The following is a 23,332-nucleotide window of genomic DNA, read 5'->3' as shown; positions in this document are numbered from 1 at the left end:
GCGAGAAAGGAAGCGAGAATGGGTGAGATCAGAGAGACGACACGACCGTATGCGTCCGGAGCCCACACATGAGCTCAGGTCTTGACAGGATGCTGAGCGTTCCAAGCCCACGGCAGCAGTTCGTCGAGACGGTTGATCGGGTGTCCATCGACCATTCGCTGCAGCACGTCACGCAGGTATACGTAAGGCTCGACATCATTGAGTTTGCACGTTTATGCCGCCCGCCGAACTATGCCGAACGGATTTGGTCTGGCACGCCGTTGTCACGCTGGCACCGTCGATCGCGTGCAGGGCAGCCCCTTTCCATTCGGCATAGTCTGGTCTTTCAGAGCGCCTCGAGGAAGGCGAGTAGGCGGTCGTTCGGCTGGAAGCGGGTTCGCTTGCCGCGCTCGTACGGCTTGAGCTTCGCCAGGGCAGCTTCCTTGAGGGCGAGGTGGGCGTGCAGGTACATCTGCGTCGTCTCGACCGATTCATGACCGAGCCACAGCGCGATCACGGAGCAGTCGACGCCGGCTTGCAGCAGTTCCATCGCAGCGCTGTGCCTCAGCACGTGCGGTGACACGTTCTTGGCCTTCAAAGACGGGCAACTCTTGTGAGCGACACGAACATGCTTTCCCAGCAGGGACTGGACGCTGTCGGCACTGAGCCGGCCCCCGTGCACGTTGGGGAACAACGCTGTTGCTCCTTTCTGCAACGGCTCCTTGAGCCATGCCTGGAGCGCACACCGAGCCAGCGTGGTCAGCGGAGTGGTCCGCTCCTTCCGCCCTTTACCGACGCATCGTACGTGTGCACCAGACCCGAGGTGGACGGCATCTCGGTCAAGGCCAGTCAGCTCTGAGAGGCGCAAGCCCGTCTGGGCTGCGACCAGCAGCAAGGTGTGATCGCGGCGACCAAGCCACGTCGTTCGATCGGGCGCGGCGAGAACCGCCTCGATCTCGGGGCGCGTCAGGAAGTGCACCTGTCGCTTGTCATGGCGCTTGCTCGGTATGGCGAGCACGCGCTGGATCAGCGCACTGTGTGCCGGTTCCTCGAAGGACACGAACCTGAAGAAGGATCTGATGGCGGTAAGACGCAGGTTACGCGTCTTCGCGCTGGCGCCGCGCTTTACCTCGAGATCGGTGAGGAACGCGCTTATGAACGTTGCATCCAGATCGGCGAGCGTCAGGGCCGATGGAGACTTCCGCAGCCGCTCCTGTGCGAACATGAACAGCAGCCGGAACGTGTCTCTGTAGGAGGCGATCGTGTTGCCGCTAACATTGCGCTGGCGCATGAGGCGATCGGTGAAGAAGCGCTCGATCAACGTGGCGACGTTGCAGGCGGGCTTCATGGCGTCACCTCCCATCGCCGATCGAGACGCCGCGCCGCTTCTTCCATCAACTCGGGGCAGGCCGAGAGATACCAGTAGGTGTCGCGCACGCAGGCGTGGCCGAGGTAAGTGGAGAGTACTGGGAGCTGTTGCTCGACGTCCTTGCCTTCGCGATACCAGTCGAGCAGCGTCCGGATGGCGAAGCGATGACGGAAGTCGTGCACGCGTGGCCCGGTACGATCACCTGGGCGCCGCAGCCCGATCTCTCTGGACAATCGCCAGAAGACGCGATGAACGTACTGGTGCAGCAAGCGGCCTCCTTGTTCGGCAACGAAGAAGGTCGAGCCGCAGCGTGATCCGAGCAGCGCATCGCGCCGCTGGGCGTAGTCGCGCAGCGCGGTTCTCGTCGTCGGATGCAATGGCACGAGCCGCGACTTGCCGAACTTGGTCAGCCGGACCGTCAGCACGCCGGCGTCGAGGTCGACGTCATCACGCTCCAGGCCCATCGCCTCGGATATACGCATGCCTGTCACCGCGATCAGCCCGAACAAGGTATGGTAGGTCCATCGGCGCAGCCCGTCCGCTGGCGGCAGAGCCAGCGCGGCCGTCAGCAGCGCATCGATCTCCGCGTCGCTGTAGACATATGGCTTGGCGCGCTTCCATCCGGGCAGCATGCCGACGGGCGACACCTCCGTTCTCGGATCAAAGTTGGCGACATGGCGCGCGAACCCGCGCACGTCGCTCAATCGCAGCGCCCAGGATGCATGACGATCGGGCGGCAGCGTTGCCCATTCCATTGCCAGCTTCGTCGTGATGACCCTGGCTTTGCGCTTCTCCATGAAGGCGACGAAGTCGGCGAGCCGCCGGGTCTGGTGCTCGTACTTGTATCCCAGTCCCTTGCGCATGCTCAGGTACTTATCGAGTGCGGAGCGCAGATTGGTCATTGCACGCCTCCCGGCCAGGCAGGCTCAATGTTCTCAGCGCATCGATGTCGACCTTCGCGCAAATCCGGGTGGTGTCGTGGTTCTCGTGCCGCAGCAACTGTCCGATCTCCGACAAGGTCGCGCCAGATCGGAGAAGCTCGGTAGCGAGACTGTGTCGGAAGATATGGGCGCCGCGGTGTGCGCAACCTCCGATTCCAACGCGATCGAGAGCGGCCTTGGCGATCATGGTGATCGCACATCCGGAAGCAAAGCCGACGTGTGGCGCGAGTGTGCGGACGAACAACCGTCGGCACGACGACTTTGGGCGGCCATTGCGCAGATATGCAACGATGGCCGCGCCAACATCTGGCGGTATCGGCATCCGTGCCCGCTGTCGGCCCTTGGCGCGAACGAGTATCTCGCTGGCGCGCCAGTCGATATCATCTAGGGTGAGCGTCGCGACCTCGTCGGCCCGCAGGCCGAGCTTGGCCAGCAACAACAGAATGGCGTAGTCGCGCCGTCCCATCACCGTCTCTCGGTCGCAACCGTCGAGAGCCTTCCGCACCTGAGCGGCAGGCAGATAGGTCGGCAGGGTTGCGAGCTTCCATCGGCGCATCGATGGAACGCAATCCGCCAACGGGCGCGCGTTCAGCCCCCGATGGTGGAGGTAACGGAGAAAGGCACGCAACGACCAGCACATCGCCTTGCCTGTTCCTGGGCTCCAATCCCGGGCGTGGCGCTCAACGTAGCGGATCACGTCCTCTTGGCTGATCTTGCACACGGCGCCGGCGCCGCCGGAGCACACCTCGTGCAGGAACCTGCGGATGACTGGGTGATGGCGGACGATGGACCTCGGGGCCAAGCCGCGCTCTGATCGCAGGTAGGCATCGAACTCCTTGAAGATCCGTTCGTGCGGGGTGAGAGGCGGCAGCACCAACGGCGCGATCGCGCCTTCCTCGCGCAGCACCGACAGCCATCGCTTGAGCGCAGCTCGGTCACCGGGTTGGATAGACTGCCTCCCGCCTCGATGTCGGAGGTACCGCTCAACGACCTGCTCATCGAGATCGACCAGCTTGTAGCGACGGCCCGCGATCCAACTCAGGAGCCCGCCAACCACGTTGAGGCAACGCCACGTGCCGTGCCGAACGAGCCTCTCTTCGACGAGACGAGCGGCGTAGCGCTCGACGAACTGTCCGTGCGGCCCGGCTCTGAGACGCCGGTACAGCCGGCTTCTGCCCAAGTACTCTTCAACTTCCATGTTCCTGTTCTCCGCTGTTGAAAGCGGAGGCACAGAACGAACTATGCCGAACCGACCAAACGCCGGTCAGCGAGAAATCTGGGGAAAACGACCCGACTCGGCATAGTTCGGCGGGCGGCATAAACTGCCAAGCTCGATGACATCGACCCGCAGGCTTGGCTTGCCGACGTGCTGGCGCGCCTACCGGATCACCCTGCCAAGCGCATTGACGAAATGCTGCCTTGGAATTGGCGCTCTCAGAAAGTCGCTCACGCGGCGTAAGCATAGCTCCGCAGATCTATGAAGTGATCGGAGATCTGTTGATCAATGCATCTAAGGTTCTGACGGTCCGTCGCTATCCTCTGGCGCCCTAGCCATTCCCTGTTTTTGGGCGGCCTCGGCGTAGCGGCGATCGGCTTCGATGGCCGCGCGCCTCATTATCTTGTGGTTCTCGTCGGCAAGCGCCTCAAGCGCCTCCCTTACTTCGTCATCGGTCATTACAGGTGTTCCTCGGCCACGATGCCTTAAATCGTAGAGGATCAGGTGCTCGCTGAACATCCCCTTTGAAGCCAGCCCCTCATGAACCGCCGATTCCTTGTTAGCCAGGGCCGTCGCCGGATGCCTACAGACATCGGCTGTCGCGCCTCCATGATTTGAGCTTAGGCGTCCACCAGTTCAGCCGCCGCCGGATCGCGCACGAACTTTGGTTATTAGCGGGCTGACCTCGAAGGTTTCGGGATGTCGATGTGCGCTAACCGCGACGCGCTCTTGCAGTTGGATTTTTCGTTGTAAGCCATTGATCTCAAATGATGGGATTATGACTCGGTTGGAAAAATTCGCTTGTGAAAACAATGGTGGAAGCGTGACTCTTAATCAGCGGGTCCCAGGTTCGAGCCCTGGTGCGCCCACCATCGCGAAGGCGTCCTTCCTCAATAGGTCGCCGAAAGCTCATCGAGAACAAAACGGGTCTCTTGCGACGTTTTTTTGCGGCGGACGTCGCGCGGCCGGATTGCCGTCCGGCTTGCCTTTGTTTCTGTATCTTCACCCCATTCGATACAGCGCGCAGTTGCAGGGTATCGCCCCGCTGCAGAGCCGGAGCCAGCGCGATCCCTTGAATGTGCGACTAAGCTACGGCCTATCCGCGCTGCCAGGTGGCAACCAGCATGTCGCGGAAGCGTTGGGCTGCTGGGGAGAGGCGCGCAACGCGCCGCTCGACAATGCCGATCGTGCGTTTGATCTCTGGCTCGCCAATCGATCTCGTTACGATGATGGGGTGTCCGGGCGGTGGCGTCGCCAGCTTTGGCAACACGGACACGCCAAGCCCGCGTTCGACCAGGCCTAACGAGGTGGTGAGGTGATTGACTTCGAAATGAAAGTTGAGCCGCACCTTTGATTTCATCAACGCCGCTTCGAGGATCAGACGATTGCCACTCGCGCGGCTCACGCCGATCAGGATTTCGTCTTCGAGGTCTTTCCAGGTCAGGCGACGCTTGGTCGCCAGAGCGTGGTCGCGCCGGCAGGCCAGTACGAACGGATCGTCCAGCAGCGGAGTAAAGCTGAGATCGGGGTCCGTACTGCCGGTCAGATTGATGCCGAACTCGGCTTCGCCGTTTGCCACGCTTGCCAGCCCCTCATTTGCCGAGAGGTCGAGAATCCGGAATCGGATGTGAGGAAAGCGGGCGTTGAACTGCTCGATGGCCTTCGGCAGGAAATAGAACACTGCTGTTGGAACGCAGGCGAGCGTGATCTGCCCGGTCTGGCGAGCGGCGGCGCCGGTCGTGCCGAGGAGGGACTCCTCAAACTCATCGAGCAGGCGCCGCGTCAACGGCGCCAGCGATTGGCCGACTGCAGTCGGTGCAACATGCCGCGTGGTGCGCTCGAGCAGAGGAGCCCCGATGGCTGCCTCGAGCGACTGAATGCGCCGCGACAGCGCCGGCTGCGATAGGTTCAAGGAGTTGGCTGCCTTGCTAAAGCTGCCCAGGTCGAGGACCGCCAGGAAGGCACGAACGTCGAGCAGCTCGAAATTGATGCGCATTGCGCATCAATAATCCAAATCTTTGCATTTCACAACAAAGAGGTCTTCCGCCAGGGTCTAGACGCAAACCAGCCGAAGGATTCCGCTGCCATGCTTCGTTCCGTTCGCGTTCCCTGCGTCCTGATGCGTGGCGGCACATCGAGAGGACCGTTCTTTCTGGCGACCGACCTTCCGAGCAATGTCGCCGAACGCGATCAACTGCTGATCTCCGCGCTCGGCGCCGGACATGAGTTGCAGATCGACGGCATCGGCGGTGGTAGTCCGCTGACCAGCAAGGTTGCCATCGTAGGGCCACCGACGCATCCCGATGCTGACGTCGACTACCTGTTTGCCCAGGTAAAAGTCGCCGAGTGCGCGGTGGATACCTCACCCAACTGCGGCAACATGCTGTCGGCGGTCGCTCCTTTTGCCATAGAGCAAGGCCTTGTACGTGCTCGGGACGGGCGCACGACGGTTCGCATCCACAATGTGAACACCGGCAAACTGGTTGCGGCGACCGTGCAGACGCCCGAAGGCGCCGTCACCTATGAGGGTGCAACGAGTATCGACGGCGTGCCCGGCGGCGCCGCGCCAATCCATCTCACTTTCCTTGATGCAGCCGGATCCAAGACCGGGCTCCTGCTGCCAACGGGCAGCGCTACCGACGTGGTGGAGAATGTGCCGATCACCTGCATCGACGCCGCGACACCTCTCCTGATCATGCGGGCGGAAGATCTTGGCAAGAGCGGGCTGGAGCGGCCGAGCGAACTTGATGCGGATCGCGTGTTCATGACTCGGCTCGAAGCGGTGAGGCGTGCGGCCGCCGTACGCATGGGGCTGTTACCCGGGCTCGTCATCCCTAAGCCCGTTCTGATTGCGCCGGCGCTACATGGCGGCACCGTCTCCGCCCGATACTTCATGCCGCATGCCTGTCATAGGACATTTGCGGTGACCGGCGCCGTCGCGCTGGCAACGGCGTGCGCCATTCCTGGCTCAGTCGCTCACGCGTTTGTTAGCAACGGGCTTCCGACCACTGTCAAGATTGAGCATCCGTCAGGTCAGATGGAGCTCGAACTCTCCTGGGCCGAAGGAGCGAAGGTGCCCACCGTATCAGTCGTCCGCACGGCGAGGCGGATCTTCGAAGGCGCAGTGTTTGCCCGCCTCCCGCAGGCCGCCGTGCCGCTGGCTGCAGCCTGAACCGACGGGGCGAAAAGCCCGCTCGCTAACAAATAATGCAAATTGGGAGGCAACATGCAGACCATGCAGGTAGCTCGTGCAGCGACAGATGCAAGGGATAAGTCCAACAGATTCTATCAGACGCTCTACTTCCAGGTGCTCGTGGGGGTGACCGGCGGCATTCTGCTGGGGCACTTCGTTCCAGAGGCCGGAGTCCTCGTGAAGCCGCTCGGAGATGGTTTCATCAAGGTCGTCAAAATGATGATCGTGCCGGTCGTGTTCTGCACGATCGTGCTCGGTATTGCCGGCATTGGGCGCGAACGAAGTGTCGGTTCGACGTTGCTGAAGGCCATGGCACTGTTTTACGTGTTGACGGCGGTTGCGCTGTTCGTCGGCCTGATCTCGGTCGAAGCGCTGCAGCCGGGCGCAGGTCTGCACATTGACGTTCACGCGATCGATCCGACGGAGGCCGCACGGTACGCAAGATCAGCGAAGAAGCTCGACGCCGTCGAGATGCTGTTGCATGTCATCCCGCGCAGCTTCTTCACTCCGTTTGCAGAAGGCGAGGTGCTCCCCGTACTGTTCATTGCGATCATCACTGGCTTTGGGCTCCGCAAGATCGGGGGCGCGGGAGAACCGTTTCTGCGCGGCCTCGAATCATTCTCCAGGGCGCTGTTCGCTGCCTTCAGTTTCCTGATGAAGCTGGCGCCTCTTGGTGCATTTGGCGCCATCGCGTTCATCGTCGCAAAGAACGGCATTCGCACCATCGGAAATCTTGGCCTGCTGATTCTGACGCTCTACGTGGCTTGCGGGATTTTCGTTTTTGGAGCGCTGTGGTTGCTCGCCCGCATCAATGGCTTCAGCCTGTTCAAGCTGCTCCGCTACATCCGCGAGGAGCTGCTGGTCGTACTCGGCACCTCCTCCACCGAGCCCGTGCTGCCGGCGCTCCTGTACAAGCTGGAGCGGCTCGGTTGCAGCAAAGGGTCAGTCGGATTGACGCTGCCGCTCGGCTATTCATTCAACCTGGATGGCACGGCAATCTACCTGACGCTCGCCTCGCTGTTTCTGGCGCAGGCTATGGATGTCCACCTCTCGAATTGGCAGATCATGTCGATGATCTTCGTGATGCTGCTTACCTCGAAGGGAGCCGCCGGCGTCACGGGAAGCGGCTTTGCGGCGCTGGTGGCGACGCTTGCGGCCATGCCGGACACCTTGCCGGTCGCTGGCGTCGTCATCATTGCAGGCATCGATCGCTTCATGTCGGAAGCGCGTGCGCTGACCAGCCTGGTGAGCAATGCAGTCGCTTGCATTGCGATCGCAATCTGGGAGGGAGAGTGCGATCTTGCACGCCTCCACAATGAGCTCGATGGGTCAGCCAGCGCCAAGCCTGCAACTATTGAGATCGAGACCGACGAGCAGCCCGTATTCCGGCCTGGTGTCTCCGCCTCATCGATCTGAGGTAGCCTACGATGAGACATCCCGCATCCAACCGGCGCGCCCTCCGCTCGACACAACTTCGCGCGGAGAGCACGCGGCAAGAATCGAGTGTTGCGCCTCCGCGATTTGGAGTTGCTCAGCAACATTCGGAGAGTAATTGGATAGCGTTGTCCATCGTTCGTACGCCTGCGTACGGCTCAGGGCTTGTGCCCTCGTCCCGAATCCTCCGCACGCCAATGCGATGCAGACATACCGAAGTTCGTCGTAAACCATCGCGAAAACGCCGGCAGTCCGGAGAAGCCAAGAAGTTGGGCAGTCTCGGCGAGAGACCTTCCTTCTACCTTGATATGGCGCTGGACCAGTTCGACGCGAACAGCAGCGAGAATGTCAGAGAAGGTTGCACCGCGCGCGGCCAGCCGCCGGGTCAGAGTGCGGCGATCGATCCCTAAATGACGCGACACCAGCTCGCTGGTGCAGCGACCCGATGGGAGCAGCGTGAAAATCAGCTGGCGAACAGTGGCATCCATCATGACGGCAGGCCGCGCAACGACCTCGTCAAGATAGCGCCGGACATAGAATGCCATCGTCGGATCGGCCGTCGAAATCGGCGCGCTCAGATCGCGCGGTCTCAGGACCAGGCCGTCAAACGAGCCGCGAAAATGCGGGAGTGAGCCGAAGAAGTCGCTGTGGTGCCCCTGCTCGAGGCGGGGGAAGCGGTGTCCAGCATTGCGCGTTCGGGTGCGGCTGCCCGGCGGTGCGCCTGGATCGAGCGCCGAGCTCCCAGAAAATCCGCCGTGCAGGGATCGCGCTAGGTTAGGGCGGCCGACACGGCTGAGCCGCGATCACCGCGGAGAGCGGTGACCAAGCTGAAAATCCTTTCGATGTATCAAGGGCCTGTCGATGAAAGCGCTGCCCGCCGGGGGCGCCTCCATGTCGATCGGTTCGTGGCACACCAGCACCTCGCCTGAGCTTCGTGGCGTTCCGAATTTGCCCGACTGTGGCGGCCCGGAGACATCTCTCTACAGCGTATTCAGGTACAAATGTTCGCGGAGGTTGCGATTGGGGGTGCGACTCATTTCGGCAAAGCAAAAACGGAAGGGATACTGCGAGATGAAGAAAATCTTTGTCGGCGCGATTGGCGCCTTGGCAATCGGGATGTCGGCTCCCGCAAGCGCTGCCGATCTGGCCGCACGGCCGTACACCAAGGCTCCGCCCGCTCCGGTGGTCGCGGTGTATGACTGGACAGGTTTCTACATCGGCGCCAACGGCGGTTGGGCAAACAGCCACAATTGCTGGGATTTCCTCACTGCCGGTGGTGCGATCGTCGCCGATGCATGTAGCGATCGTTCAGGCGGCGTGATCGGTGGCCAGGTCGGCTATCGGTGGCAGTCCGCTGGTTGGGTCTTCGGTCTCGAAGCTCAAGGCAACTGGGCGGATCTCAACCGGACCCGGGTCAGTCTGATCAATCCTGCCTTCTCGACGCGCGTGAAAACCGACGGCATCGGCCTTTTCACCGGGCAGATTGGTTATGCCTGGAATGCCGCGTTGCTCTACGTCAAGGGCGGTGCTGCGGTCACCGGCAACACCTTTAGCATTCTGGACACCGCCACAGGCACGACGCTCGCATCGGCCGATTCGACGCGGTGGGGTGCGACCGTCGGTGTCGGCTTCGAATACGGCTTTACGCCGAACTGGTCGGTTGGCGTCGAATACGATCACCTGTTCATGGGGCATAACAACAACTCGTTCTCCGTGGTCAATCCGATTGTCGCGGGAGCGATCAATCGTGTCGACCAGGACATCGACATGGTTACGCTCCGTCTGAACTATCGCTTCGGTTGGGGCGGTGTTGGTGCTCCGGTGGCAGCCCGATACTGATTTCCGATCACCCGATGCATGCAAAGGCCGGCTGTCACAGCCGGCCTTTGTTTTTTGATCGTCTGGTTGGCCTGTGCGCCAAAGTGCCGCTGTGGCGTGCTCAATTGATCGATGGCTTTCGAAGGGCCGGCTTCTCGCAATTCGTCACAACGACCAGACAGCATTCCGGAGCAAGCGTTGCCGCGACGTCATCTTCGCCGCGAATTGCCGGCCTTCAATTTGGGCGCGGCGCCTTAGCGGCGGCCTCCCTCAATTCCTTGACCAGGCGCGTGATGTTGGGATCGTCCGGGATGATTTTCGCTAGTTGCTCGGCGTATTTCAGGGCGCTTGGCAGATCGCCGGCCTGCTGATTGATCGTCACCAGCGCGGCCAAAGTCTCGCGATGCGAGGGGTGACGGGCGACGTTTTCTTCGAGTTGCCGTATCGCGTCGGAAACCCGACCTGCCGAATTGAGTGCGACCGCATAGACATATGCATAGCGCGCCTGGGCTGGTTGGAGTTCACTGGCCAGGCGCAACTCCTCCAATGCGTCCTGCTGATGTCGCGAACGGACAAGTGAGAGGCCAAGCGCATGATGAAGGGCGGCATTCCGCGGAACTTGCTCGATTGACTTGCGCAAAACGGCTTCAACACGATCCTCGCGCTTCTGTCGTGCATAGAGGTCCGCGAGATTGATGGTCGCCGGAACATATTCGCCGCTAAGGCGCAATGCTGCGACGTATTCTGCTTCGGCACGATCCAATTGGCCTTCGCGCGCGAAAAGATTTCCAAGGTTGGTCCGTCCTTCCGGACGATCGGCGTTCAGTCGTTGCGCTTCCGTGAATTCCGCCACAGCCTTCTCATATGCTGCACGATACTCCGGCGGCTGCGAGGAGGCGGGCAATCCCGCCAGCAGGGAAACGGCGCGAATACGGACGCCTCGCACCGGATCCGCAAGCGCCTTTCCGGCGATGGGCCAGAGCTGTTGTAGAGGCATGCCATCGAGCATGTCGAGCGCACCAATGCGGACCATCGGGTCGGAGTCGCCAAGGGCCGTACTCGCGATCTTGACTGTTTCCGCAGACAAATAAGCGTTCAACTCCGCGAGAGCCCCGGCGCGGGCGAAACCGGGATTGTGCTGGTCGCCCGCAATATGGGCAAGCAAGGCCGCAGGGTTGGTGCCATCGGCCCAGGCAGCATGGAAGGCCGGGCCGTAGGTTTGGAATCCCTTGCGCTCGGGTCCGTGCCACTTCTCGATCGCGGCCGCTGCCCATTCCGCTGTCTTGTCTGTATGGCAATCGTTACAGGCGTTGGGGGTGCCGAGCTGAACGGAAAGGTCAGGGCGGGGCACACGGAAGCTGTGGTCATGCCGGGAATCCACGACCATGTAGGTGTCGACGGGCATGTGGCACGACGCGCAGGCCGGCGGGGGATTTGCTTCGGCATGATGGTGATGGGATACGGCGGCGAATTTCTCGGGGGCGTGGCATTGCAGGCAAACGCCGTCTCCTGCCAGCCGCGTTTTGCCGCTGTGGGGGTCGTGACAATTGCTGCAGGTTACGCCGGCGGCGAACATCTTGCTCTGCTTGAATGATCCGTAGTTGTAGACCTCGTCCAGCATTTGGCCGTCGGCGTGGTAGAGACCCCTCGACAGAGGCAAAACCAAATGTGTCTCGGATAGCCACTGGCCGGGAATCCAGTCTTCGGAGATCTGGCTCCGCCTGGCATGACAGAGGCCGCAGGTTTCGACTTCCGTTCGCAGCGTTGCGGGCGGCGGGTTGCGCGATGCCGTGGAAGAAGCTTTTTCGAGCGACCAGGACGCGTTCAACCGCTCCGAAAAGCGGACCAGAAGACCCATCGTCTCGCTGTCCGATTTGCCGAACGGCCAAAGCTTCTGCTGCGATGCGGCCCAGGCAACATGGTTCGAACCCTGTCCATGGCATGTCTCGCAGCCCACACTTATCTCGGCCCACGTGGTGTTGAACCGATCCTTGGACGCATCGTAGTTCTTCCGAACGCCGGTGGAATGGCATTCGCTGCACATGAAGTTCCAGTTTTGGTTCAACCGGGTCCAGTGAAGCGGGTCCGTGTGATCGATCTTTTCGTTGGGATAGAGATGAAACCAGCGCTGTCCTCCCTTTTCCTTGGCGCGCGCATCCCACGCGATCGATAGCGCCTGCAGGCGTCCGTCGGGAAATTCGATCAGGTATTGCTGAAGGGGATCGACGCCGAATGTGTATTTGATTTCGTACTCGGCCAGGTTTCCGTCGGGCCCGTCAGTTTCGACGAAGAACTTGCCGTCCTTGCGGAAGAAGCGGCTACGCACGCCAAAATGTTCAAATGTCACGCCGTTGAAGTCGCCGAGAACGGTCGCTTCGGTTGCATGTGCCATCGCCAGCTTGTGCTGCGATTGCTGCCAAAGGCCCGTCTCGGTCGGATGGCAAACGGCGCAGGATTGGCTGCCAACATAATTAGCGACGGCAGGCGGCGCCTTGGCTGCCGTCTGGTCGAAGGACGAACCGGCGACGGACAGCCAAAACACGGCGCCTCCGACAATCAGGACAACGCTGATCAGGGCGATGATGCCCCAGCGGCGATCGAGCAGCGTTCGACCCGGCGCCACGCGGCTCTCCTCGCTGCCGTGTCTGGGGCGCTTACGCGATCGACCGGAGACCGATTTGGATTTTGGCAAATCTGCTTCCCCCGAGTGCACTGCAATTTTGGCGCTGCGCCGGACGCTCCGGATTTCACAAGGCGCGAGTGAGAATGTCAACGAACCGCCTGGCCCTTCATTTCATTACGGCTAGCGCACGCGCCTTCTCCAGGCCGACCATGAGCGTCTTGACGAGCGGGTCAGTCGCGCCGTGCCGCTGCAGGAATCCCTTGGGATCGCGCCCCACGGGCTCATACTGAGACATCTTGTCCAACGCGCGCCGGGTGGCCTTGCGGTCTCCGAGCTCTGCATTCGCTACCGCAAGCAAGAATTGACTGAAGCCGGGATCGTCCATCGCGGAGCGTTCGGCAACTCTGAGCATCTGCGAATAGTCGCCCTTCAGATACAGATCGATGGCGATCAAATGAAAATACCAGCCTGGAGGACTCAAAGTACGCTCGATCGCACGCTTGAGAATGGGGATGCCCTCTTCGAAATTCCCCCGCACAGCAAGCCGCCAGCCGAGCTGGGCCAGGACCTCGGGGTCGTTGGGATTGAGAGCCGCCGCTTGACGCGTCAGATCCTCGCTTTCGGCGTAGCGTCCTGTGTAGAAATAGGCGCTTGCCCGAGCCTTCAGAGCCATAGCGTTGTTCGGTTGAATGGCGACCGCGCGAGACGTCGCCTCGAGCGACCGCGCATATTCGGTTTGCCGGTTGCCGTCGCCGGTATATCCGAGGCGTCCAGCGTCGACATGCAGCCAACCGAGCATCGCCCATGCATCACTGTACTCCGGATCCCGCTGAACGGTCTGTTCGAGACACCGCAAGACGGGCTCGAACTCCGCTCTCGCAAAGCTGCGGCGGTACCCGTACCCGCGCAAGACGCACAGGTAACTTTCCATGTTCGATACGTTGGGTGCAGACGGGCTACTGGCGATATCGCGATTGACTATGCCGTAGGGCTGACCGATCATGGTCGCAATCTCGCTCGCGAGATCTTTTTGAACGCCTATGAGCGATTGCGGATCGGACGGTCGCGTATCAGTCCGGGTCCACACGATCTGGCCGGTTGCCGCATTCGACAGAGTCGTCATGACGCGAACTTGTTCGGCATCTGTCTGAACGCCTCCATTCACAATGTATGAAGCGCCAAGATTGCGTCCCAGCTCCGTCGCGGCGACGCTCTTGTCCTGGTTGGAGCCTGGCGGGAAGGTATAGAATCGAATGCTCGGAAATCGGAATAGATTGCTGGTCAGCTCCTGGCTTAGTCCAACAGCAAGGTAGCGAGCACTCTCTCCCGGGCTCAATGACTCGAATGGCATGACCAGAAGGGCAGGCTCCTTCGGCGAGCCCGAACGGAAATGTGCCGGCACGTAGGATAAGCCCCACAACACCGCGCCCAGTGCGAGCATGGCGGCAATGGTTGCGACGATTGGCCAGGCACGAATGCCCGGTGTTGGGCTCGCCGGCTTTGCACCTCCCGCAGGCTGAGCTGGAGTTTCGTGAAAACTAGGCTCGCGTTCGATCGGAGCGGCGGGTGCGTTATACCACTCAAAAGTGGGGACGTATGATCCCTTCGGAATTGAGATGCGGACTGCGTCCTTCTGGCCGGCATCCATGTAATAGCTGTCGAGATCGCGTCGCAGCCGTCTCGCTTCGAGGCGAACCACAGGGTCTGCTTGAGGATCGAAGGACTCGTCGCGGCCGAACACGGCCAAGGCAATTGTAAAGCCCTTCAGGCTCTCTGCACGGCCGGCAAGCGTTTCGCCCACGACGAAGCGCAAAAACTGACGTCGCTTCTCGCTCGCCTGAAAGCGCGGACTCGAGCAAATTCGCTCAAGCTCCGCACGCACGTCCTCAGCCGTTACCTCAGCGCCTTCACGCCGAGTCACGCCGGAGACATCGACGCCTACCGCGGGAAAAACCGGCAACTCACTCATTAAACCTTAGACTGTCGAATGTGCACCTTACTCGGGTAACGGTCGGCTTGGCAACCGAGGCTTTTCAACTCACGAGTGAGTGACGCTGTCGGTCACACGAGTATGTATTTTGTGCCAAAGGGATGATGAGGGTCGCGCATTTCGTCGCAGGCCTCGAGTGATGATGGCGTCGCGGTCGTGAGCGAGCGCGGCACTGCAGCAACACTCTAGATTACAGCTTTATGAATTTTTCCGTATTCCGCCTTTGCTGCGTGCGGTGTTCGTGTTCGCACCTGGGGTGCGAACCTGTTCGCACCTTGTTTGGCGCGTGCGCGAGGCGATGCTGGCACGCTACGAGAACGCTGTTCTGACAGCCCTGCTGTCATGATCGCAAGATGTGATGATCGTTGGATGCACGTCGCCACTCCATCGACCTGGTTGTCTCTATGGAGGAGTTCCGATCCATCGTGGCCCGGTTTCCCCAGCGCGAGCTGGATATTCGGCGCCGCTTTGGTCGCGACGCATCATTTAGATCGATTTGTTCGGACTACGAGGAGGCGACGAAGGCGCTTCGTCATTGGCAGAAAACTTTGGAGGAAGCGGATCCTGAGAGAGATCGACGCGTGAAAGAATACAACCACCTGCTCGTCGAACTGGAGGAGGAAATCCTCGCCTATCTTAGTCGTCCCTGAGTGTGGCGACGTGAACGCGGGAGGGCTTCACCGTGGTTGGCGACATCTGCTGTCTTCGTCTCAACCGCACGATACCAATAAATAATGGAGATCTGCCCCGTGAAGAACACCATCGAAAAGCTCAGGCGGTTTGGCTGCGCGATACTGGCCGTGCCGCTGCTTGGCACCGCGGCTTACGCCCAGGCGCCAGTGCAGAAGCCGAACATCATCCTGATCCTGTCGGACGATTTCGGCTATGGAGACTCCGGCGCGTACGGAGGCGGTGAAAATCGCGGCATGCCGACGCCAAGCATCGATCGTCTGGCGTCAGAAGGTGTGCAGTTCATGTCCTTCTATGCGCAGCCAAGCTGCACGCCCGGTCGGGCCGCCGTGCAAACCGGTCGCATTCCCAATCGCAGCGGCATGACGACGGTGGCATTCCAGGGCCAGGGCGGCGGTATGCCTGCAGCCGAGTGGACATTGGCGTCGGTCCTGAAGACCGGTGGTTACAAGACGTTCTTCACGGGCAAATGGCATCTCGGTGAAGCCGACTACGCACTGCCGAACGCGCAAGGCTACGATGAGATGAAATACGCAGGCTTGTATCATCTCAATGCCTACATGTATGCCGATCCCACCTGGTTTCCCGATATGGACCCCGAGCTCAGGGCGATGTTCGAGCGCGTGACCAACGGAGCGCTGTCCGGAAACGCTGGCCAGCCCGCGAAGGAGGATTTCAAGATCAATGGGCAGTATGTCAACACCCCGGACAAGGGCGTCGTCGGCATCCCGTTCTTTGACGATTATGTCGAGAAGGCCTCGCTCGACTATCTGGACCGCAACAGGGGATCGACGCAGCCATTCTTCATGAGCATCAACTTCATGAAGGTGCATCAGCCAAACATGCCGGCTCCCGAATTCCAGGGGAAGTCGCTGTCGAAGAGCAAATACGCCGATTCCGTCGTGGAGAACGATACGCGCATCGGGCGTATCATGGACAAGGTCCGCTCCCTTGGGCTCGACAAGAACACCTACGTGTTCTGGACGACGGACAATGGTGCATGGCAGGACGTCTATCCGGATGCGGGGTACACGCCATTCCGTGGCACGAAGGGCACGGTTCGCGAAGGCGGCAACCGCGTTCCCTCGATTGCCTGGGGGCCGGGCATCAAGGCCGGAACGAAGAATTCCGATATCGTCGGCGGTCTCGATTACATGGCGACCTTCGCGAAGCTCGCTGGCATCAGGCTGCCCGAGAGCGACCGCGAAGGTAAGCCGATCGTCTTCGACAGCTACGACATGTCGCCGATCCTGTTCGGGACCGGAAAGTCGGAGCGCAAGAGCTGGTTCTACTTCACGGAAAACGAGTTGACGCCGGGTGCGGCTCGCGTCGGCAACTACAAGGCCGTATTCAATCTGCGCGGCGACAATGGCGCAAAGACCGGCGGGCTCGCAGTCGACAGCAACCTCGGCTGGAAGGGACCGGAGTCTTATGTGGCGACCGTTCCGCAGGTCTTCGATCTCTGGCAGGATCCGCAGGAGCGCTACGACGTCTTCATGAACAACTACACGGAGCACACCTGGACCTTGGTGACGATCAATGCCGCGACCAAAGAGCTGATGCAGACCTACGTGAAATATCCTCCGCGGAAGCTTCAGAGCGAGAGCTACGCCGGGCCGATCACGCTAACGCAGTATCAGCGATTCCAGTTCTTCAGGGAGGAGCTTGCAAAGGACGGGTTCAGTATCGGCCTGCCTACAGGCAATTGATCAGGCGCATGGAGCGGCCCCGAGAGTGTCGGGGCCGTTCGGTCTTCGTTTCTCAAGAACGGGACGGGGGTTATGAAAGGAACGTGGGTTGATCGACGCGCGATAGTGGCAGGCTTGCTGGTGTCGACTGCCACTCTATCTCTCTCCAACCATGTTGCCGTGGCACAGGACGATCCCCTCCCGTCATGGTCGGAGGGGCAGCCGAAGAGGTCGATCGTGGACTTCGTCTCGGCGGTCACGCGCGAAGGGTCGCCGGACTTCGTTCCTGCGCCCGAGCGAATTGCCGCATTCGACAACGACGGCACACTCTGGTGCGAGCAGCCGATGTATGTACAGCTCGCCTTCGCCCTGGACCGGGTCAAGGTGCTGGCAGGCAAGCATCCGGAGTGGAGAAAGAAGCAGCCGTTCAAGGCGGTGCTCGACAACGACATCGCCGCGCTCGCCAAGTCCGGCGAAAAGGGGCTGGTTGAGCTCGTCATGGCGGCCCATGCCGGCATGACTACGGCAGAGTTCGAGAAGATCGCCAGCGATTGGATTGCGACCGCGCGTCATCCGAAGTTCGCTCGACCCTATACCGAACTGGTCTATCTGCCGATGCTGGAATTGCTGGCCTATCTGCGCGCCAATGGTTTCAAGACGTTCATCGTCTCCGGCGGTGGCATCGAATTCATGCGGCCATGGAGCGAGAAGATCTATGGCATCCCGCCCGAGCAGGTTGTGGGATCCAGCATCAAGACCAAGTTCGAGATCGACGGCGGGCATCCGGCCTTGATGCGTTTGCCGGCAATTGATCTGGTCGATGACGGTCCCGGTAAGCCGGTCGGCATCAATTCGCACATCGGACGTCGACCGATTGCCGCCTTCGGCAACTCGGATGGTGACTTCCAGATGCTGCAATGGACAACGGGGCAGGGCGGCCGACGCTTCGGCCTGATCGTCCATCACACCGATGCCGAGCGCGAATATTCATACGATCGCAAATCGTCGTTTGGCCGTCTCGACAACGCTCTCGATGCAGCAGCGGCCAACAAGTGGACCGTTGTCAGCATGAAAGACGATTGGAAGCGCATATTCAGCTTCCAGTAGATTGTCTCCGGTCCGGAGACGTCGTGAGGCCGGTGCTCAATCGTTGAGTGGTGGCGCATGTCAGGAAACACGATTCCGCGCCGGGCAAAGGGAGGAATGAAGATGGTCGGACTTACCACGTTTGCGTTTCGGGCCGCCCTGGTTGCCACTCTCGCCGTCTCGGCCTCGGCATTGCCAGCGACCAGCATCGCTGCACCATTGAGTCCCGCTGCGATCCCGTCATCGGTCGCTGCGCAGCAGGAGGATGTTTTCATTCAGGTCCGTGCCGGCGCACGTGGCGGGCGCGCCTATGTTGGACCACGAGGCGGCGCAGTTGTGCATCGTGGAGGTGCAGTGGTCGGCCCGCGGGGCGGTGCATATCGCGGCCGCACTGCGGTGGTGGGACCACGTGGGAACGTTGCAGTTCGCGGCAGAACCGCCGTTTACGGCCGTGGCGGTTGGGCGCGGCCCGGCTGGTATCGCTGGCCTGCGGGAGGAGCAATTGCCGCTGGAGCCGCGCTCGGCTTCGTCACTGCGGCAAGCGCGGCTGCCTGGGCAGGTGTAGCTCCCGCGGCCGGCATGTGCTGGTACTACACCGATCCCTCACGGACCCAAGCGTTCTGGGACTATTGCCCTTGATGAAAGGTGCGAAGCCAAATCGCTTTTCCCGGAAGCGCAGAAGATTGCGACAGATGCCTATCTCTTCGTCTATCCGAGCTTGAAGACTCGAATTGAAACGAGGACGAGAGAATGAAAGCCGGTAGTTGCAAAGCATCTCTTTTGACTCTGATGGCTCCAACGGCACCGGCGGCGAACATGTGCCGAATTCGAGCGCCTGCCCGCCTTTGTCGCAGGCCAGGCGCCTTGAACGACCGGCGCAGGTGGCGGTAAGGTCGACCGGAAAGAAGAAGTGGCGAGGTGTCATTGACGAATTCGCCCACAGCAGCGCGCGCTCCGGATCTGGTGCTGTTTCCGCACCAGCCCGCCTTGAAGCTCATCTACGACACGGCCCCCATCGGTCTTGCTTGTCTGTCGCCGGATTGCCGATACCTGCAGATCAACCAGCGGCTCACCGAAATATGCGGCATCTCGGTTGAGGACCATCTCGGTCGTTTCGTGAGAGACTGCGTGCCTGCGCTGGCCGATGCCGTTGAGGCGATCGTCCGCTCGATCATGGAGACCGGAGAGCCAGTCGTTGGCATCGAAGTCGCAGGACAGCGTCCCGATCAGATCGAGGAGCGGGCATGGATTACCTATTGGCATCCGCTGAGGGCGCCCTCTGGCGAGATCGTTGCCGTCAACGTTGCCGCCGAGGAAATCACCGAGCGCAAGCGCGCGGAGCGTGAAATTCGACAAGCCAAGGACGCCGCCGAAATGGCCTTGCGTCACTTGCGCGAAACTCAGGAATCCTTGATCGAAGCGGAAAAGCTCGCCGCCCTCGGCCGTATGGTTGCCGGCATCGCCCATGAGATCAACAGTCCCGTCGGCATCGGCCTAACCGTGGCGTCGACGCTGGAGCGCAAGGCCGATTTATTCGCTGCCGCGATCACGTCCGGTGTTGTGCGCCGTTCGGCGCTGAACGAGTTCGTTGATCTCGTCCAGGCCGCCGCTCGGCAATTGGTCTCAAATCTCAGCCGGGCGGCTGATCGTGTTCAATTGTTCAAGCAGGCGGCGGTCGATTCCAGTTCGTCCGAGCGGCGCAGCTTCGATGTGGGCCAATTCACGGAGCTGGCTTTGTCGCATTTGGGACGGAAGCATCGCGAGAGCCGCATTTCGCTGAACGTCCGGTGCGAGCCTGGCCTCTTCTTGGACGGCTACCCCGGCGAATTCGGCCAAGTTTTGACCAATCTCGTCATCAACGCGATGGCGCATGCATTCCCCGGCGATGGTAAGGGGGCGATCGATGTTCGCGTACTTGCCGCCGGGAACGACATCGAGGTGTGCGTGGCCGACGATGTTGTCGGCATGAATCCCGAAGTGAGACGGTGCGCGTTCGATCCGTTCTTCACGACCCGACGTCACGAGGGCGCGACCGGACTTGGCCTGCACATTGCGCGCCATATCGTGGTGGACCGATTGGGCGGACGCATGGTGCTCGAGAGCGCGTCGGGTGAAGGTACAACCGTTTCAATCATCCTGCCGCGATCGGCTCCGCCTGCCGATGATTGATGCTGCGTGGTAACGCATGTGCGCTCGCCACAAGAGCGGATGTGACTTCAGCCCAACCCGGCGAGCCGCTTGCGGCAATGCCCTGAAGAGCGCGTGCCCCGCATCGGCACCCGCCGCGCTGGTGGATGCCGTCACTTGTGGCTGCTACTTAAGCATCTGGCCGAGCCGTGCCATCGTTGCTCCGGTCGGCGCGGCCGATCGCAAACGCTGCTAACAGACGTTTACGGTACGCGTAACGTAAGCGTAGCCATTCCATACGTTCTATGCCTGATAGCAAGAACCGTAGGACGATCCATACGCCGCAGCGGCACCAAGAGCCGCGCCGGTAGCCACACCGGCTGCTGCGGCGCCGGGCCAGCCCCATCCACGGCCATAGTAGCCGCCGTGATAGTAGCGTCCGCCGGCATATCGTGCGCCGCCGCCAGCGTGCCATCTTGTTCCACCGCCGTGCCAGCCGGGCCTGACGCCGCCGCCGTGGAAGTGAGCCGCGCGAGCGCCGCCGCCCATGCGACGCGCGTCCGCCGTGTTGGGCAGCGCGGTTGCAGCGGCAGCGAGGAGCGCAATTGCCAGCAAGACTTTGTTCAGTCGCATCGTGTCACTCCTTGCGTTGATCAACTCAATGCAAAGCGTCGAGAAGCCTTTCGTTCCCTGATTGCAACGATGAATTGATACAGCCTCAAATCAGAATTTGATGTTTGGTCACGATGGCTTTTCTGCGCGTGCGGCTTGGCCAGCGGAGATGCAGGTGGGAGCGTTGCAGCGGCTTGGCCGCTCGGTCGCGCGCGAGCGAATGTCCGGGATCGACGCGTCATGTGCCTGACCGTTGGAGTTTTGTCGGTCGCGGTCAGGTTGTTGCCCAGGAAACGCCCGCTGCTCCGCCTCCGAACTGCCGGTGTCGCTGCTTTAGGTCCCGGGTATTGCTGCGGCAAAAGCCGGACCTCGCTCTCTTGAGCACCGTCGAGGAGCTCCCCAGGACGATCGGAATCGTCTCGAGAATCTCCGCAAGAATCCCGTGTCTTCGAATCGAGTTGTCCCCTGGATAGGGGACGAACCGCGCCGTCGCACCGCGGCAACGGTTCGCGGAGGCGCCTTGGGGCGATTGGCGGGTACATCTAGATTTATCTAGTAGATTCAATGAATTAACTCGGGCCTCAGCCCTCACGGCTGCGTGATATTTGTGCAACATTGGCGCGAAAACGTTCCGTTTAGGGGCAAAACCGCGCGGTCTTTCGTTGATTGATCACGGCTCTTCGGTTCTTATCGAACCCGCGACGGAGGGGGGCATCCCGAGGTCGTCCCGTTTTAGGTGGTTCGCTTAAGTCCCTCGCGTTCATGCGGGTGTGTCCGAAGGCGCGAAGCGGCTAAGCGGTGGGTTAAGGGACAAGGGAACCTACCTTAGGGTGTAGTCACCCAGCGGATCCGGAACCTTCCCTAAATAGAGCAACTTGGAGGTTTAACATGAAGTTGGTTAAGAGCCTTTTGCTCGGTTCTGCGGCGGGTCTGATCGCCGTGGGCGGAGCACAGGCAGCCGATCTCCCCGTGAAGGCCAAGGCGGTCGAATACGTGAAGATCTGCTCCCTGTACGGTGCCGGATTCTACTACATCCCGGGCACTGACACCTGCATCAAGCTGGGTGGTTATCTGCGCGCTGAAGTCGCGCTGAACACCAACTCGGACATCAATGGTCAATTCAACGTCAGCTCGCAGGGTGCAAACGGTGCACGCAACCGTTTGACCAACTATTACACCATGCGCGCTCGTGAAGATCTCAACATCGACACGCGCACCGCGACCGAGTACGGCGTCGTCCGTACGTTCTTCGATGGCGTGTTCTCCTGGACGACCGGCAACTACGTCGGCACGGGTAGCGCCTTCGGTGCGACTCAGTACAGCGGCACGCTGGGCCTGAGCGCTGCCGGCAACGCCTTGGTGGGCTCGGGTTCGGGCTCGGTGAACGGCACCGACGGCAATACCTCGGCCGGTTCGCTCGGCGTGTACTATGCCTTCATCCAGTTCGCCGGCTTCACGATGGGTAAGGCAGTGTCGCAGTTCGACGCTCCCTGGACCAACTATCCGGGCAACAACTTCGACGGTCTCGTCGGCGGTTCCGGCACGGTCACTGGTGTCAACCAGTTCACCTACACCGCTGACTTCGGTCAGGGCATCACGGCGTCGTTCTCGGCGGAAGACGTGACCCAGTACTATCAGGCTGGTAACCTGAACATGAGCGGCGCTACTTCGGCCGGCATTCTTTCCGGTGGTATCGGCACCGGTGCCATCGGTGGTACGCGCTCGCCGAACCTCGTCGGTATGGTCCGTGTCGACCAGGCCTGGGGTCTGTTCCAGGCGTCGGTTGCCGCGAAGGACAACCACGTCGGTTACTACGGCGCGAGCGAAGTCACTGGCCACCCCGACGACAAGTGGGGCTGGGCGGTTCAGCTCGCTCTGTCGATCAAGAACATCCCGACCGGCGCGGGTGACACGATCAACATGCAGGCGGTCTACACGGATGGTGCGACCCGCTACAACTTCCAGAACCTCGCGGGCAGCACCTACGTGATGTACGGCAGCTCGGGTCTGCCCGGCGCTTACGGCAGCATCGCTGCTGTCACGGCTCCGGACACCGTGTACATCAACGGCAGCTCGCAGGAATCGGTCAAGACCTGGGGCTTCCGTGGCGCATACACCCACAACTGGGATCCGTACTGGAACACCTCGATCTACGGTGCTTACGCTCAGGCTCAGTTCGGTGGCTTGGCTAAGTCGTTCCTCTGCGGCACCGGTGGCCTGTTCTCGTCTGTCGTTGGTGTCACGTCTTGTAACCCTGACTTCAATGTCGGGACGGTGGGTCTCATCACCCGTTGGACCCCGGTCAAGAACCTGACCTTCTCGGCCGACGTGAGCTGGACCCGTGTCGACCAGAAGTACGCTGGCACGGTTACTACGACGGCGGTCAACATTATTCCCGCCAAGCCGGCTGCGACTTACGAGCTCAAGGATCAGGACACGGTCGTTCTGCTCCTCCGCGCTCAGCGCAACTGGTAATTCCGGTCTAACGACTTGAATTGAGAACCCCGGCGGGAAACCGCCGGGGTTCTTCTTTTTTGAATGTGGGGCTTGGATGGGCTGGCGAGAG

Annotated in this window: 18 protein-coding genes and 2 pseudogenes; 10 read left to right on the top strand and 10 right to left on the bottom strand. The window is 61.0% G+C overall.

Features of this window, described 5'->3' with window-relative positions:
• Positions 1-74 precede the first annotated feature (74 nt).
• The 4 genes and pseudogenes from MTR72_RS26105 to MTR72_RS26090 form a co-directional block, all read right to left on the bottom strand.
• Positions 75-212: pseudogene (locus tag MTR72_RS26105) on the bottom strand (transposase domain-containing protein); the annotation flags it as partial.
• A gap of 113 nt (positions 213-325) precedes the next feature.
• The gene (locus MTR72_RS26100) at positions 326-1,327 is read right to left on the bottom strand and encodes a tyrosine-type recombinase/integrase (RefSeq protein WP_341511538.1); all 1,002 of its coding nucleotides are present in this window, start codon (positions 1,325-1,327) and stop codon (positions 326-328) included.
• Entirely contained in the window at positions 1,324-2,250 is a 927-nt protein-coding gene (locus MTR72_RS26095; RefSeq protein WP_341511537.1) for a tyrosine-type recombinase/integrase, read from the bottom strand. Before MTR72_RS26095 ends, MTR72_RS26100 begins: the two co-directional genes overlap by 4 nt.
• A complete protein-coding gene (locus MTR72_RS26090) occupies positions 2,222-3,487 on the bottom strand; it encodes a tyrosine-type recombinase/integrase (protein WP_341511536.1) in 1,266 nt (421 codons plus the stop codon). The genes MTR72_RS26095 and MTR72_RS26090 overlap by 29 nt, the downstream gene beginning before the upstream one ends.
• A gap of 123 nt (positions 3,488-3,610) precedes the next feature.
• On the opposite strand from MTR72_RS26090, the pseudogene MTR72_RS26085 reads away from it, so the two are divergent.
• Positions 3,611-3,748: pseudogene (locus MTR72_RS26085) on the top strand (transposase domain-containing protein); the annotation flags it as partial.
• Between the two features lie 51 nt (positions 3,749-3,799).
• On the opposite strand, the gene MTR72_RS26080 reads toward MTR72_RS26085, so the two are convergent.
• Positions 3,800-3,964 carry a hypothetical protein gene (locus MTR72_RS26080; RefSeq protein WP_341511535.1) on the bottom strand — a complete coding sequence of 55 codons (165 nt, stop codon included), beginning with the start codon at positions 3,962-3,964 and terminating at the stop codon, positions 3,800-3,802.
• 637 nt (positions 3,965-4,601) lie between these two features.
• On the bottom strand, positions 4,602-5,501 hold the full coding sequence (locus MTR72_RS26075; protein ID WP_341511534.1) for a LysR family transcriptional regulator: 900 nt from the start codon (positions 5,499-5,501) through the stop codon (positions 4,602-4,604).
• A gap of 90 nt (positions 5,502-5,591) precedes the next feature.
• On the opposite strand from MTR72_RS26075, the gene MTR72_RS26070 reads away from it, so the two are divergent.
• Both MTR72_RS26070 and MTR72_RS26065 read left to right on the top strand, forming a co-directional pair.
• The gene (locus MTR72_RS26070; protein ID WP_341511533.1) at positions 5,592-6,677 is read left to right on the top strand and encodes a 4-oxalomesaconate tautomerase; all 1,086 of its coding nucleotides are present in this window, start codon (positions 5,592-5,594) and stop codon (positions 6,675-6,677) included.
• Positions 6,678-6,731: 54 nt separating this feature from the next.
• The gene (locus tag MTR72_RS26065) at positions 6,732-8,114 is read left to right on the top strand and encodes a cation:dicarboxylate symporter family transporter (RefSeq protein WP_341511532.1); all 1,383 of its coding nucleotides are present in this window, start codon (positions 6,732-6,734) and stop codon (positions 8,112-8,114) included.
• A 176-nt stretch (positions 8,115-8,290) separates the two neighbouring features.
• Here the strand turns inward: MTR72_RS26065 and MTR72_RS26060 are convergent, their stop codons facing one another.
• The gene (locus MTR72_RS26060) at positions 8,291-8,677 is read right to left on the bottom strand and encodes a helix-turn-helix domain-containing protein (protein WP_341511531.1); all 387 of its coding nucleotides are present in this window, start codon (positions 8,675-8,677) and stop codon (positions 8,291-8,293) included.
• A 526-nt stretch (positions 8,678-9,203) separates the two neighbouring features.
• Here MTR72_RS26060 and MTR72_RS26055 point away from each other — a divergent pair.
• On the top strand, positions 9,204-9,971 hold the full coding sequence (locus MTR72_RS26055) for an outer membrane protein (protein ID WP_341511530.1): 768 nt from the start codon (positions 9,204-9,206) through the stop codon (positions 9,969-9,971).
• Positions 9,972-10,185: 214 nt separating this feature from the next.
• Here MTR72_RS26055 and MTR72_RS26050 read toward each other — a convergent pair whose 3' ends face one another.
• Both MTR72_RS26050 and MTR72_RS26045 read right to left on the bottom strand, forming a co-directional pair.
• Entirely contained in the window at positions 10,186-12,573 is a 2,388-nt protein-coding gene (locus tag MTR72_RS26050; protein WP_341511529.1) for a tetratricopeptide repeat protein, read from the bottom strand.
• Positions 12,574-12,739: 166 nt separating this feature from the next.
• On the bottom strand, positions 12,740-14,542 hold the full coding sequence (locus MTR72_RS26045) for a tetratricopeptide repeat protein (RefSeq protein ID WP_341511528.1): 1,803 nt from the start codon (positions 14,540-14,542) through the stop codon (positions 12,740-12,742).
• Between the two features lie 386 nt (positions 14,543-14,928).
• On the opposite strand from MTR72_RS26045, the gene MTR72_RS26040 reads away from it, so the two are divergent.
• The 5 genes from MTR72_RS26040 (at position 14,929) to MTR72_RS26020 (ending at position 20,196) form a co-directional block, all read left to right on the top strand.
• Positions 14,929-15,213 (top strand): hypothetical protein, encoded by a 285-nt coding sequence (locus MTR72_RS26040; RefSeq protein ID WP_341511527.1) that lies wholly within the window; start codon positions 14,929-14,931, stop codon positions 15,211-15,213.
• Between the two features lie 150 nt (positions 15,214-15,363).
• A complete protein-coding gene (locus MTR72_RS26035; RefSeq protein ID WP_341511545.1) occupies positions 15,364-16,962 on the top strand; it encodes an arylsulfatase in 1,599 nt (532 codons plus the stop codon).
• A gap of 72 nt (positions 16,963-17,034) precedes the next feature.
• The gene (locus MTR72_RS26030) at positions 17,035-18,048 is read left to right on the top strand and encodes an HAD family hydrolase (RefSeq protein ID WP_341511526.1); all 1,014 of its coding nucleotides are present in this window, start codon (positions 17,035-17,037) and stop codon (positions 18,046-18,048) included.
• Between the two features lie 102 nt (positions 18,049-18,150).
• On the top strand, positions 18,151-18,666 hold the full coding sequence (locus MTR72_RS26025) for a hypothetical protein (protein ID WP_341511525.1): 516 nt from the start codon (positions 18,151-18,153) through the stop codon (positions 18,664-18,666).
• Between the two features lie 285 nt (positions 18,667-18,951).
• Positions 18,952-20,196 (top strand): sensor histidine kinase, encoded by a 1,245-nt coding sequence (locus MTR72_RS26020; RefSeq protein ID WP_341511524.1) that lies wholly within the window; start codon positions 18,952-18,954, stop codon positions 20,194-20,196.
• Positions 20,197-20,457: 261 nt separating this feature from the next.
• Here MTR72_RS26020 and MTR72_RS26015 read toward each other — a convergent pair whose 3' ends face one another.
• Positions 20,458-20,787, bottom strand: coding sequence for a hypothetical protein (locus tag MTR72_RS26015; protein WP_341511523.1), 330 nt, complete (start codon positions 20,785-20,787; stop codon positions 20,458-20,460).
• A gap of 867 nt (positions 20,788-21,654) precedes the next feature.
• Here MTR72_RS26015 and MTR72_RS26010 point away from each other — a divergent pair.
• Positions 21,655-23,241, top strand: a complete 1,587-nt coding sequence (locus MTR72_RS26010) for a porin (RefSeq protein WP_280965591.1) — start codon at positions 21,655-21,657, stop codon at positions 23,239-23,241.
• The last annotated feature ends 91 nt before the right edge of the window (positions 23,242-23,332 follow it).

Source organism: Bradyrhizobium sp. ISRA442 (assembly GCF_038085055.1).
In the GTDB taxonomy this organism is placed as follows: Bacteria; Pseudomonadota; Alphaproteobacteria; order Rhizobiales; family Xanthobacteraceae; genus Bradyrhizobium.
Note: the sequence above shows the minus strand (reverse complement) of the source record. Positions and strands in the feature narration are given on the sequence as shown.

Coding starts and splice junctions, on each gene's coding strand:
- MTR72_RS26090 (WP_341511536.1), bottom strand. CDS start 3,487: ATGGAAGTTGAAGAGTACTTGGGCAGAAGCCGGCTGTACCGGCGTCTC.
- MTR72_RS26055 (WP_341511530.1), top strand. CDS start 9,204: ATGAAGAAAATCTTTGTCGGCGCGATTGGCGCCTTGGCAATCGGGATG.
- MTR72_RS26025 (WP_341511525.1), top strand. CDS start 18,151: ATGGTCGGACTTACCACGTTTGCGTTTCGGGCCGCCCTGGTTGCCACT.
- MTR72_RS26070 (WP_341511533.1), top strand. CDS start 5,592: ATGCTTCGTTCCGTTCGCGTTCCCTGCGTCCTGATGCGTGGCGGCACA.
- MTR72_RS26095 (WP_341511537.1), bottom strand. CDS start 2,250: ATGACCAATCTGCGCTCCGCACTCGATAAGTACCTGAGCATGCGCAAG.
- MTR72_RS26100 (WP_341511538.1), bottom strand. CDS start 1,327: ATGAAGCCCGCCTGCAACGTCGCCACGTTGATCGAGCGCTTCTTCACC.
- MTR72_RS26045 (WP_341511528.1), bottom strand. CDS start 14,542: ATGAGTGAGTTGCCGGTTTTTCCCGCGGTAGGCGTCGATGTCTCCGGC.
- MTR72_RS26075 (WP_341511534.1), bottom strand. CDS start 5,501: ATGCGCATCAATTTCGAGCTGCTCGACGTTCGTGCCTTCCTGGCGGTC.
- MTR72_RS26060 (WP_341511531.1), bottom strand. CDS start 8,677: ATGGCATTCTATGTCCGGCGCTATCTTGACGAGGTCGTTGCGCGGCCT.
- MTR72_RS26080 (WP_341511535.1), bottom strand. CDS start 3,964: ATGACCGATGACGAAGTAAGGGAGGCGCTTGAGGCGCTTGCCGACGAG.
- MTR72_RS26065 (WP_341511532.1), top strand. CDS start 6,732: ATGCAGACCATGCAGGTAGCTCGTGCAGCGACAGATGCAAGGGATAAG.
- MTR72_RS26015 (WP_341511523.1), bottom strand. CDS start 20,787: ATGCGACTGAACAAAGTCTTGCTGGCAATTGCGCTCCTCGCTGCCGCT.
- MTR72_RS26030 (WP_341511526.1), top strand. CDS start 17,035: ATGAAAGGAACGTGGGTTGATCGACGCGCGATAGTGGCAGGCTTGCTG.
- MTR72_RS26010 (WP_280965591.1), top strand. CDS start 21,655: ATGAAGTTGGTTAAGAGCCTTTTGCTCGGTTCTGCGGCGGGTCTGATC.